Here is a 12,996-nt window from a genome sequence, read left to right on the forward strand (position 1 = left end):
CTTAAAATTAAAATGTAAAGTTAAGCGATTGTAAATAAAATCGGCAGGTTTTAATCCGTAAATTCGCACAATATCATGCAAGTTTTCCACACTGAAAGTAAAATCATCCTAACCTGTAATAAAAGGTTATCATCTTATTTACGAGATGAAGTTGAAGCACTGGGCTTTAAGATAAAACGCGAGTTCTCTACCGGCATCGAGCTGATGGGTACCGTTAACGATTGTATCCGCCTAAACCTCAATCTGCGCTGTGTAAGCCAGGTATTATACTCGCTCGAAAGCTTTAAAGCTGCTGATCCGAAAGAGCTTTACGACAACCTGGTAAAAATAGAATGGGAACAACTCATCGACTTTGCCGGCTATTTTTCGGTAACGTCAAATGTTAATAACGAGCATATTTTAACGCCGCTTTTCGCGAATGTGAAGGTTAAGGATGCCATCGCCGACAGGATAAAAAGCATCAAGGGTATCCGCCCAAATTCGGGCCCCGATCTCAACAAAACCGTTATCCACCTGTACTGGCAGGATGAGGATGCCGAGATTTTCCTCGATACTTCGGGCGAAACCCTGGCCAAACACGGCTACCGCAAAATCCCCGGTAAGGCACCAATGCTGGAGGCCTTGGCAGCATCAACCATTATGGCAACCGGCTGGGATAAAAAGTCGCCGTTTGTAAACCCCATGTGCGGCTCGGGCACTTTAGCTATTGAAGCTGCACTTTTAGCTGCCGATAAAACTCCAGGTTTTTTTAGGATGAACTATGCCTTTATGCATATTTTAGGTTATGATGAGCAGGTATTTTTTACCGAGCGCCGCCAACTAAAAGACAAAGGCATCAAACAATTAGATTTTAAGATCGTTGCTACTGATATTTCGGAAGACGCGGTTGACATCGCACAAAAGAATGCCAGGACGGCTGGTGTTGACCACCTGATTGAGTTTGCGGTGTGCGATTTTGCCGATACCGAAATACCGGAGCAACCCGGCGTAATTATGTTTAACCCCGAGTATGGCGAGCGCCTTGGCACACATACCAAACTCGAGGCTACCTATAAGCGCATGGGCGATTTTATGAAAACCAATTGTAAGGGCTACAGGGGATATATTTTTACCGGTAACCCGGATCTGGCTAAAAAGATCGGCTTAAGGGCTTCGCGCCGGATTGAGTTTTATAACGGTAAGCTGGATTGCCGCCTTTTGGAGTACGAACTGTACGACGGCAGCAAACGCGAACCTAAATCAGAACAGTAAATGAAAAAAGTATTCATGCTGCTTGCCGCGATCACGATATCGGGCATGGCCATAGCGCAACAAAAAGAAACCCCAAAAAAAGAACTGCCACAACCATTTAAAGGCGGCAACGAGGCCTATATCCAGTTTTTTAAGGATAGTTTACAGGTTAGTCCGGAGATTATTAACGCCAGGGCATCGGGCACGGCGGTATTTAAATTTACTTCCGATGCCAAAGGCAACATCAGTAAAATAGTGGTTTACTATGCCGATGATTACCTGATAGCCCAACCTGCTATCGAAGCTTTGAAAAAAACAAACGGTAAATGGGTTATCCCTGCCGACTTAAAGTTTTATGATTTTGTGATACCGTTCACTATCAACTTTATCCCGTCAAACGCCAACCGCTTGCTTACGCAAAAAACCATGTATACTTATTACGCCGGCCGCAAACCTATTGTAGCTACCAACCAGATACCGCTTAATATTGCTACGCTTTTACCTACGGTGGTGGTTAATTACGAGCAATAACAGCAAATGGATACCGACCAAATAATAAACAGCACGGTTGATTTTGTACGCCGAACCCTGGCCGGTGCCGAGGCAGGGCACGACTGGTGGCACATTAACCGGGTGTGGAACAACGCCAAACTGATAGCCAAACACGAGCAGGCAGATGGATTTATTGTTGAGCTGGGGGCGTTACTGCATGATATTGCCGATGCCAAATTCCATGGCGGCGACGAAGAGATCGGCCCGCGTATGGCAGGTGATTTTTTAAAAAGCATGCAAGTTGATGATGCCGTTATCGAACACGTACAAAACATCATCCGGTATATTTCGTTCAAGGCAGGTATTGATAACACAGTTGCCTTTCATTCAACCGAGTTAGCCGTAGTGCAGGATGCCGACCGGCTGGATGCCATTGGCGCCATCGGTATTGCACGGGCATTTACTTACGGTGGATACAAAAACCGGGAAATGTATAACCCTGAGATCGGTCCAAATTTGAACATGAGCAAGGATGAGTACAAAAACTCATCGGCGCCAACCATTAACCATTTTTACGAAAAGCTGCTCCTGCTAAAAGACAAGATGAACACTCAAACAGGTAAAGCCATCGCGCAGCAGCGCCACCAGTTTATGGAGCAGTATCTTGAGCAATTTTATATTGAATGGGATGGTATTGAACGGGAGCAAAATCCCGAAAGGCAGTAATGGTTTGCTTACCTTATCACTTTAACACCTCATACACCACTTTAAATCCAATCTCTTCAATTTTATAATTCAGTTTTTTGGCATCATCATAAATGATCAGCGTCAGATTGGCATTACCGCCGGGGTAGTGACTTTTATAAGGCTTGCCCTCGTCGTCGTATTTCTGCTTCAGATCAAAGTCTTCCAATAATTTGTTCAGCAATTCGTCATCTTCAACCGATTCGACAGCATTGGTTAAACCTTTATTAGGCTCGTTACGATCGGCACCATTATAAGAAGCATTCCACGATTGCACCTGCAGGTCTATTTGCTGCGAAATGTTCTTCTCGTTTTTAGGTATCAGTTTTTGCTGGTTGCTGCGTGAGGTAAAATAATACAAGGTGTTATTGGCCGCTCTGATGATCGAATCGCCCGAATGACGGATGCCAAAATCAAAAGCTGCGTTAAGTTTATCGGGGTTATCGGCCTTTACTTTAATATGCGTAAAGGTGATATTCACGATCCTGTAATGGCGCCATGAATCTGTTGCCTGTTTTGATGATGTGATATCATCCAGCCTGAAATTTACCCGCCGGTAGGTGTTAAGGCTTTCGAGGATGTTTTGCCCATCCCTGTTTTTTTCGTCGCCGTCAATAACAGGTTTTGATTCGCGTACATCAATACTACCCATACCGGCCTGTTTGTTTACCAGCAGGTCAAATGCCAGTCGTTTAAACTGGCCCTTAAGTATGGTGTCAAACATTTTTTTATAGTCATCCTCGGTCATGTCTGCTTTATTCTTCCCCTCTAAAAACTTCTCAATATCCTCTAAAAGTTTTTGCAAGCCATGCTGTACGGGGTCTATCCTTTTTAAAAAGCGATACTGGTATGATTTGGTTAGGTAATAACATTCCATCATCAACAGGTCCCACGAATCCTGAACTATCCTTTTCAGTGAGATGCGGGTTGCCGGCTGTAAGCCATATTGAACTGATGTTACGAGCTGATCGCTCAAAACCGACCATTGTACCAAATTGCTGTTAATACGTTGTACACCATCGCTTATCTTTTGCTCTAAATGCAGCAATTTTTCTACCAGCGGCAGCTTTACTTTATTGATATCTGCAATTTTATTATTGATGGATTCAAACTCCTGTTTATACTTTGAGTTTTTGATGGCCTCCATCTTCTTTTGTACCGCCGGATCGTTCTCATCAAACTCAACCATCATTTTTTGAATACCCGAAGATATCCCTGTAATGCCCTCGGTTAAGCCCTTAATAACCTTACCAGCTGTTTCTATATTTTTTTCGCGCTTTTCTTTTTCGGCTTTACGGGTTTTAAGCTTATCGGCAAGGGTTTTCTTGTCGGTTTTAAGCTGAGCCAGCTTTTCTTCCAGCTTTTGTTTTTGCCCGGTAGTAATATCTTTTGCCGCTTTAACAGTTTGTTGTAATTCGTCAAGGCTGCCTACTATCTCTCCATAATCGTTTGAGCTTACATCGTTAATATTTGCATTTTGTACCAGCCGTATCTTCTCTCTCAATAAAGATATTTCCTGTTGGGTAAATTTATCGCCTAACGCTTTCTCCGCCTCACGCAACTCAGCCTCAGCGGTTTCTGTTTGGCCCGTAAAAGCATTCAATTCCTTCGTTCCCTTATCGATCTCTTTAGTTAGTGCCGAGTTAGCCGAGTTGCTGATCTTACTTTGGTTTTTTTCCATAAATCCACCAACCTCGCCCGATAGCTTGCCGGCAAAGCTCAAACCTTCTTTTACCGGGTTCTCAGCATCGATATCGATCTTTGATATCTGCTTCATGATCCCTCCGCCCAGTTGCCCCAGATAGGGCTGCCCTACGGGGATAAGTGAACAAACACCGGCAAGTATCTCAAACGAACCGGTAAACAACGCCTGTGCGCGGGCCTTATCTTCTATTTCGAGCAATATCTTCTTTTTAAGATCGCGCAGTTCTCTTAATCTGTCTGTTACCTGCCCTTCAACTGCATATATCTGATCTTTTACATCTTTAATATTTGCAAATGCCTCGGTAATATCTACCTGGGCTGTTTTTATTCCCTTTTTTAATTCTTTAACGGTCCAGTCGAGATCCTTAACCGTTAATTTGTTTGCGGTATCCTGTTTAAGCAAACGGTTTGCAAAATACAGCAGCTGCGCCAGTTCACGTCGTGATTCTACTATAATATTCAGGTTTGACAGGGCCGACAGTTTAGGGATCCAGCCCGGAGGGTAACCATAAAAATCAAGGTTTTGATCAAGCCGCCGCATATAAAGCCCTGTTTCCCTGATCAATGAGGCCATCCGCATATCTTGTTGTAAGCCTGCAGGCAATTGTTTGATCGCATTATTGTAATGATCGAGTATCCATTTTGCTTTTCGTCTTTCCCCGTTTCTGAAATTAGCCTTAGCGTATCCAAGCATCGTTTCAAGCAAAATAGGTTGCAGCCAGCTGTATTTAGTTTCAGGCAGGGTTTCCTGTCCGCCATCCGCTCCCTTTTGCCCGTCCGGGCCTTTAGCATCCTTGCCATCAACCGGGCGGAGTTCTTTATCTATGCTGCTTTTGGGTAGAAACTCCTTTTTAAAGTCAAGCAGCCTGACTGCCTCATATTCTAAACCGGTGTGGTATATCCTGATGGAAATATGATAATAGGTACTATCTTTCGCTTTTTTACCACCCTCAATTTTAATTGATTTACCTTCCTCCCCTCCTTTTGTTTCCCAGGAGACCTTTTTGCCTGTCGAATTGAATTTAAGAAAGCCGATCTTACCACCTGCACCGCCATTACCACCTGCACCCGAAGCTATAGCATCGGCCCCGCTGTCCTGGTTGGCCAGCTTGTCATCTCCGCACGAGTGTTTTTTGAAAGGCATACTATATACATAATTAATCGACTCAATTTTTGCGTAATATATTTTGTCTTTTTTATTTTGGTCAATATCGGGCCAATACCAGTTAGCGGTGGTGCCTTTTATCACATCAAACGACATAGCTGCTTTTTCAATATCGCTCCACGCAAGCGGATAGTCGTTTTTGGGCGATAATTTTTTAAGGGCGCCCATTTCACCGTTTTGCCCCTTCGCGCCGTTCAGTAAAAACACAGCATCGTTTGTGGCACGTTTATTTTCAATAGTATGGCATAGCAGGGTAATATTTCCCGCGGCCTCTCCGGCGGCGCCTGCTTTGCGGTTATCGCCGCCGTTACCTACAGCGTACGGTTGCGCGTTCTGCTCAGGTGTGGTGCTTAACGTACCCTGTTCATCTATGATCAAATGCCTGCATGAAATAGTAATATTAGCCTGCGGAAATGATAATTTATCATCAATAATGATCGTATCGGCATACAGGTACAGGTGCTCGATATCTGTCCGGCCCAATATCGCGTGCAGTTTGGACTCTGTTGTATCCTGCGAAAAGTTGAGCACCAAACCGGTAACCGTTACTTCTTTGGTTTCCTTGTCGGCTATGTTGTTAAAACTCACTTTTTGGCCGGGAAGCTTTTTTTCGGTTATTTCGATGGTGTCTTCCATGTTAAAGGAAGTATCCTGTAAAAGGTCATACCCCGGCACGATCTCCTGATCTGCCTCATCAATGATGTAGATTTTTTCGGAAGACATAAAATGATTATTTAGGTTGATTAAAATTACTAAATCATTAATAATAAATAATAACCGGATGGTATTATTATTAAAATAATCATAAGGCAAATCTGTAACTATAGTTCCCCAACAGCCTGCCGATAAACAAAAAAGCCCTTAACTTTCGTTAAGGGCTTCCTTTTATATAGGATCATTGTTTATTAAACCGACTTCCTGAGTTTGATCAGCCGCATCCAGTGCAGTACCTTAATAACCGGGTAAACCGGATCGAACTCGAACCATTTTTTTGCGAAGTTAGCGCTGTTAGGATGTTTGTGATGATTATTCTGAAACAGTTCGCCCAGCATTAAAAAATCAAATGGGGTGGTGTTTTTCGATTTATCGTTATTATCAAAATTAGCGTAACCATATTTATGCCCGCACCAGTTAACAATGGCGCCGTGGATAGGCCCCATTAAAAAGTGGATAGGTAATAATAAAAACATCCACCACTGGGTAGCAAAGGCTACATAAAACCAAATGTATAAACCACCAAAGATCAACCTGGAGGCTATGGTCGAACCGATCCTGTCGATCAACGGCCATTCGGGGTAGTGACCGCCAAATTTCGCATCGGGCTCCCTGGTGCGGCGTAAATGGTCAGAATAGGTGAGCACAGTTGCCCACATCATCCGGAACACATCGGTAAAAAAATGTGGCGAATGCGGATCCTTTTCGGTATCGCTGTATGCATGATGCTCGCGATGCATTATCGCATAAGCACGCGGATTTAAAAATGAGCTGCCAAGGCATATGTAATCCAGCAAATACAAAATGCGTTCAAATACTTTGCTGGTAGTGAACATTCTGTGTGAGGCATACCTGTGAAGGAAAAAGGTTTGGAAGAACAGCGACAAAAACCAATGTGCCAAAAAGAATATGAGAATATACATGTAATATATAACGGAAATGGGGTATGTAAAGTTTTCGGCTGCAAAATTATTAAATTTAGCTTAATACACTAATGTTTAATTGCCATATTAACAATTTATTGACCAAACACTTTAATGGGCACGCATAACCGGCATATTGGGTTCTATCCGCTTTAATTTAATGTTACTCACGGGCTTAACAACCAAAGGTATCTTTTCTATCCGGGTTTCGCTGGTATCCAGTCCAAAGGCTTTAGCGTCGGACATGGCTAACTTTTTTATAGCAAAATAGCTGTTCAAAATAAAGCTTTCGCCGGCGTTAAAAAGGTTATTGTACGACAGGAATTTTTCCATGATCACGAACCTGAAATCGGCGGCAAGCTTATACCTGCTCAATGATCTGTACTTACTGGTAATATCTATCTCGTTACGTTTTACCATATCTTCAACCACCTGGCGAAACAGTACATTTACCCGCGGCTGTATCCGGAAACCCAACCTGAATTCAACCCTGATCACTTTGCCTTTTTCGAGCTCCTCAACGCTGTATTCCATGGTATAAGGCTCGTCCATCTGCTCAATATGTAAAAACCAATAGGTATCGGCACGCTTTGGCATCCGGCTCATAATAGAGTAGATAATTTTTTGCTCTATTTGCTTGCTGTTGTTTGCCTTGGTGAGATAAATTAAATGTGTTGAGTATTTGGGTACCGATTCATCGGCACTCAATGCATCCAGCATCGGTATCTGGTCTTTCAGATCGATAAAATGCAGAAAACGATTATTGATCTTACGCGCCTTGTACCAGATGTACATGGTAAATATCAGGCCAAACTCAAACACCAGGAAGAATAGCCTTTTTACTATTTTAACGGCATTGGCCACGAAGAACGAGAACTCTACACACAAGAACACGCACAGGATAATGGTAACCAGCCAAACAGGCCAATGTTTAACGTACCGCATAAAGTAATACATTAAAATAGTGGTCATTAGCATGGCGATGGTGATAGAGAAGCCATAAGCAGCCGTCATGGCGGCTGATGTTCGGAAATACATAGATACCGCAATGCAGCCAAAACACAATATCCAGTTAATGCTGGGGATATAGATCTGCCCCCGGATGTTCGACGGATATTTAATGGTGATGCGCGGCCAAAAGTTCATACTCACGGCTTCGCTGATCAGTGTAAACGAGCCGCTGATGAGCGCCTGGCTGGCAATAATGGTAGCCAGGGTAGCCAAACCAACTGCGGGTATTAAAAACTGGTGCGGCACGATCTCGAAAAACGGGTTAACACCATTAAAATTAAAGCCTTGCGGGCGGGTTAAAACCCATGCTCCCTGACCAAGATAATTGAGCATAAGCGCTGTTTTAACAAATATCCAGCTTGCCTGGATGTTTTTACGGCCGCAATGCCCCAGGTCGGAATACAAAGCTTCGGCACCCGTGGTGCATAAAAATACCGCACCTAACAGCCAGAACCCTTTAGGATGATCCATGAGCAGTTTTGCGCCATAATAAGGGTTGAGTGCTTTAAAAATACCCGGATCGTGCAAGATCTGGCTCAGTCCTAAAACACCGATCATCAAAAACCATAGCAGCATTACCGGCCCGAATGCCGAACCAACCACTTTGGTGCCAAACTGCTGAAAAAAGAACAGCAGCAGCATAATGCTGATCACAATGATCAGTACGATGGCATTACCCGGCACAATATCTTTGGCAAAAGCCGGTACCAGGTTTAAACCTTCGATGGCCGATGTGACCGATATAGGCGGGGTAATAATGCCATCGGCCAGCAAAGTGCCCGCGCCAACAATGGCAGGTATGGCCAGCCATTTGCCATAGCGTCTTACCAATGCATAAAGCGAAAATATGCCTCCCTCTCCGCGGTTATCGGCCTGCAGGGTGATTACGATGTACTTAAACGTGGTTTGCAGGGTAAGTGTCCAAAAAATACAGGATATAGAACCTAATACCAACGCAGTATCAACTTTACCGCCTTCCTGCAAAAGGGTTTGAAAAACATAGAGCGGCGAAGTACCAATATCGCCAAAAATTATTCCGAGTGTGACTAAAAGACCGGCGAAGGAAACTTTCTTTAGATGAGGATTCATGTATATAGTTTGATCAGGGGCATTATTCAATTACATGTATTATTAATATGATAATCATGATAAAAAACGCTACGCCAATACAATGCCACGGATAAAATAGTCGCGACAATAGTTGCAAAACACTGTTTTACAACAAATTACAATAAGATTATGGAAAAAAGACATAGACACAAATCCTATCAAAATGATAATTAATTATCATTTTGATAGGATTTGACAGGAAAGTTTTAGTCGCGGTCGCGGCTTAGTTTGGCAAATACCAAGGGGTTTTCGGCCAGTTCTGCCGATTCCTTACGGTTCTTAACGATGTGTATAGCCGCGAACAATGCTTCGCGGAATGAGGTTTCGGACGCCTGGTCTTTACCGGCAATATCATATGCGGTGCCGTGATCGGGCGAGGTACGAACGATGTTTAAACCGGCGGTAAAGTTAACGCCCGATTCGAACGAGATCTGTTTAAATGGTATCAGGCCCTGATCGTGATACATAGCCAATACGGCATCAAATTGCTTGTATGCCCCGTTGGCAAAAAAGCCATCGGCAGCATACGGCCCCATAGCTAAAATTCCGGCAGCTTTTGCCTGCTCAATAGCCGGGATAATGGTCGCGATCTCTTCGCCGCCGATCAGCCCGTTATCACCTGCATGCGGATTGAGGCCCAGTACGGCAATTTTAGGTTTACGGATCCAGAAATCCTTCTTCAAACTCTCGTTCATTAATTTGAGTTTGGATATAATGCTGTCCTGAGTAACCTTTTGCGGGATATCGTTTACCGGGATATGGCCCGTAACCACGCCAACACGCAGGTCATCGCTCACTAAAAACATCAGCGAATCAGTTGCGCCCGCACGTTCCTGTAAATATTCGGTATGCCCTGCAAAATTAAAGGCATCGCTTTGTATGTTATGTTTATTGATGGGAGCAGTAACCAGGGCATCAATGCTACCCGCAACCAGGTCGTTAACGGCATGCTCAAGGGATTTGAAGGCATATTTACCACCGGTTTCGGTTGACTGGCCCATTTCTATTTTAACATCCTCTTCCCAGCAATTGATCATGTTGGCACGCTTGGCATTGGCCTGTGCAGCTTCAGTGATCACGTTGAACTGAAAATCGGTAATGTTTAATGCCTTACGGTGAAACGATGCAACCTTGGTATGCCCGTAAACAATAGGCGTACAATAATTTAATATGCGGCTATCAGCCAAAGTTTTAATAATTACCTCGAGACCTATGCCATTTACATCGCCTATGCTGATACCGATCTTTATTTTATCACTCATTATTATCATGATTTCACCGATGGGATTTGATTACACCGATGGGTTTACACGTTCTGTACCGACTAATTTACAACGGATTTAGAACAAAGCACAAATATGACGTTATTTGCGTTAATATTAAATTTTATAAATGAGTATAGTTAAGGCAAAAAAACATTTAGGTCAGCATTTTTTAACCGATAAAAACATTGCGGGTAAAATTGTAGACAGCCTGAAGCTATCAGACCAGTACAAGCAGGTGCTCGAAGTTGGCCCCGGCATGGGTATTTTATCCGATTTTTTACTGCAAAAAACCGAATATGAAACTTATTTCATCGATATCGATACCGAATCGTACCAGTTCCTCCAAAAAAAATATCCGCAATTGGGTAACAGGCTAATCAATGCCGATTTTTTAGAGATGGATTTTAAAACGGTGTTTGCGGGTAAATTTGCCATCATTGGTAACTTTCCGTACAACATTTCATCGCAAATACTTTTTAAAGTGCTTGATAACCGCCAGCAGGTAGTTGAGGTAGTGGGCATGTTTCAAAAAGAGGTTGCAGAGCGCTGTTCGGCCAAACCGGGCAGTAAAGAGTATGGTATTTTGAGCGTTTTTTTGCAGGCTTATTATAAAGTTGACTATTTATTTACCGTAAAGGCCGGGGTATTCAACCCGCCGCCAAAGGTACTTTCGGCTGTTATCCGCTTAACGCGAAACGAAACGGCGCAGTTGGATTGCGATGAAAAACTTTTCTGGCAATTGGTAAAAGCAGGCTTTAACCAGCGCCGAAAAACATTGCGCAATGCCATATCATCAGTTATCCCGAAAGATAAAATTACCGAAGATCCCTTACTGGATTTGCGCGCCGAGCGTTTAAGCGTTGCCGATTTTGTGAAGTTAACCAATATGGTAAGTGGGCAGCGTTAAAACTTAAAAACCACCTCGGTAAATTTTGGCGCTTTTAAATTACCCTGCCCCTGTGCCAGTTTACCTGGTGTATTACCGGTTGAATGCCCGTAAAACCTGGCAAAATAAGTCTGACTTTTTTTAAAAGCCGTATCTGGTTTAAAGGTGATGAGGCTATCGGTGATCTGGTAAACGCCAGGTTGCTCGTTTTGGTCATTCTTCATATCGGTGTCGGCAGGCATCCGGTAAACCGGGAACAAAGTTTTAAAAGCTTCCGGCGGGAGTGAATCCTTTTTCAGTTCTTGTAATACTGCATAATCCAGGCCGCTTACCACCACCATTTGCGAATCTTTGCTTAGCGCGATGCGACTTTTATCATGCTCCGTTACCGCTGCCGAATGGCAACCGAGGCACATCGCCACTAAAAAAACACAGTACCAATGCCGCATATTGTATTAATTATCAAAATGATTCACCTGTAGGAACGCAGCCGGCACTTATTTTTCGGCCAGCAGGTCATCGTTCAGTTTTTCAAACTCGTTAATAAATTCGGCGTAATAGTTACCTGTACCCGGGCCGCTAAAACCGGTATGTATTTTACGCACATCCCCTTTTTTATCGATAATAATGGTGGTGGGGAAAGCTATAAAATTAGCCAGCATAGGCAGGCTTTTGGCAGTCTCTTTTTTATCGAGCGTATAGCCTGTTATCAATATCGGGTAAGGTATGTTAAAACGCTTTTTTAGCTGCTCCAGGCTTTTTCTCGATCGGTCGTAATCGGTGCTGCGCTCATAGGCCAGCCCCACAACTTCAACGCCTTTGTGATGATACTTTTTGTAGAAATTAACCATATAGGCGGTTTCGTCCATACAGTTGGGGCACCACGATCCCATCATCTGCAAAATAACCACCTTGTTTTTAAAACGCTGATCGCTTAATGAAATCCTCTTGCCGCTCAGGTCGGTAAAAGTAAACTCGATCTTTTTGTAGCCCGGTTTTAATGCTGTTAACGAGTAAGCATCGGGCAGTTTGGCGTTTTCGTTTTTCATGGCCCACCATTCATCCTTACCCGAATAGCCGGAATAAAACAGGCCACCGTTTAAAATACTGGTGTTGTTATGATCAATAGCCGCTGTAAACAGGTAGGCGTGGCCACCATCAAAGCACGATAGGTAAAGGCTATCGTTGGTGGTAGTGCCCTCCAGGTAACGGTAATCGCCGGTGGTGGTTAAAAAGGTACCGGTTACTTTGCTGCCGGTTTGCTTAAACTCGGCAACGGTGGTATCGCCGCTGGCAAATATCGCGCTCCAGCGGCCCTGTACATTATAACCCGGTTTCGCTTCCTTACAAAAGCGGTAATCCCCCGGTTCGGCGGCAAATTCCATTGCCACATCTTTTTGCGGTAAATGTTTTATCCAGTTACCCTGTAGTTTACCATTAACCAGCTTAGCCTTAAACTCCGAATCGAACAAGGGCATGTGGATAAAAACCGAATCGCCAACCTGTTTAACATCGGGCACTTTAAAATGTTCGTCGCCGTTAATAATGGCTATCTGTTTTTTACCGAGAGTATCTTTAACCTCAAAAGTAAAAGGTATTTGTTTACCGATGGAGTTTGTAATAGCAGCATGCCAGGTGCCGTTTTGCCATTTGCTTTGTGCAAAAGCAAATGGCGATGTTAATACTATCGCGAATAATATGATGAATGCTTTTTTCAAGGGTGCCGATGATTTAGCATTGACAAATAATTAC

10 protein-coding genes are annotated in these 12,996 nt (G+C 43.5%); 4 read left to right on the top strand and 6 right to left on the bottom strand.

The features are described from left to right. Positions 1–75 precede the first annotated feature (75 nt). From ACFGVR_RS02900 to ACFGVR_RS02910, 3 genes are read left to right on the top strand one after another with little or no spacing between them, the layout of a single operon-like run. A complete protein-coding gene (locus tag ACFGVR_RS02900; protein ID WP_448701013.1) occupies positions 76–1,251 on the top strand; it encodes a THUMP domain-containing class I SAM-dependent RNA methyltransferase in 1,176 nt (391 codons plus the stop codon). Continuing rightward, the gene (locus ACFGVR_RS02905) at positions 1,252–1,761 is read left to right on the top strand and encodes a hypothetical protein (RefSeq protein WP_448701014.1); all 510 of its coding nucleotides are present in this window, start codon (positions 1,252–1,254) and stop codon (positions 1,759–1,761) included. It abuts the gene before it with no gap. 6 nt (positions 1,762–1,767) lie between these two features. Further along, positions 1,768–2,448, top strand: a complete 681-nt coding sequence (locus tag ACFGVR_RS02910; RefSeq protein WP_448701015.1) for an HD domain-containing protein — start codon at positions 1,768–1,770, stop codon at positions 2,446–2,448. Positions 2,449–2,464: 16 nt separating this feature from the next. Here the strand turns inward: ACFGVR_RS02910 and ACFGVR_RS02915 are convergent, their stop codons facing one another. From ACFGVR_RS02915 to pdxA, 4 genes are all read right to left on the bottom strand, one after another. Next, a complete protein-coding gene (locus ACFGVR_RS02915) occupies positions 2,465–6,058 on the bottom strand; it encodes a hypothetical protein (RefSeq protein ID WP_448701016.1) in 3,594 nt (1,197 codons plus the stop codon). 182 nt (positions 6,059–6,240) lie between these two features. Further along, the gene (locus tag ACFGVR_RS02920; protein ID WP_448701017.1) at positions 6,241–6,972 is read right to left on the bottom strand and encodes an acyl-CoA desaturase; all 732 of its coding nucleotides are present in this window, start codon (positions 6,970–6,972) and stop codon (positions 6,241–6,243) included. A gap of 111 nt (positions 6,973–7,083) precedes the next feature. Then, positions 7,084–9,072: a KUP/HAK/KT family potassium transporter gene (locus tag ACFGVR_RS02925; RefSeq protein WP_448701018.1), complete on the bottom strand. Its 1,989-nt coding sequence runs from the start codon at positions 9,070–9,072 to the stop codon at positions 7,084–7,086. 227 nt (positions 9,073–9,299) lie between these two features. Then, on the bottom strand, positions 9,300–10,355 hold the full coding sequence (pdxA, locus tag ACFGVR_RS02930; protein ID WP_448701020.1) for a 4-hydroxythreonine-4-phosphate dehydrogenase PdxA: 1,056 nt from the start codon (positions 10,353–10,355) through the stop codon (positions 9,300–9,302). A 130-nt stretch (positions 10,356–10,485) separates the two neighbouring features. On the opposite strand from pdxA, the gene rsmA reads away from it, so the two are divergent. Beyond that, positions 10,486–11,265 (top strand): 16S rRNA (adenine(1518)-N(6)/adenine(1519)-N(6))-dimethyltransferase RsmA, encoded by a 780-nt coding sequence (gene rsmA / locus ACFGVR_RS02935; protein WP_448701021.1) that lies wholly within the window; start codon positions 10,486–10,488, stop codon positions 11,263–11,265. Here the strand turns inward: rsmA and ACFGVR_RS02940 are convergent. Together ACFGVR_RS02940 and ACFGVR_RS02945 are read right to left on the bottom strand one after the other, a co-directional pair. Next, positions 11,262–11,660, bottom strand: a complete 399-nt coding sequence (locus ACFGVR_RS02940; RefSeq protein ID WP_448701022.1) for a hypothetical protein — start codon at positions 11,658–11,660, stop codon at positions 11,262–11,264. The two genes, rsmA and ACFGVR_RS02940, sit on opposite strands and share 4 nt — an antisense overlap. Before the next feature lie 81 nt (positions 11,661–11,741). After that, positions 11,742–12,962, bottom strand: coding sequence for a TlpA disulfide reductase family protein (locus ACFGVR_RS02945; RefSeq protein WP_448701023.1), 1,221 nt, complete (start codon positions 12,960–12,962; stop codon positions 11,742–11,744). Positions 12,963–12,996: the final 34 nt, after the last annotated feature.

Source organism: Mucilaginibacter aureus (assembly GCF_053514885.1).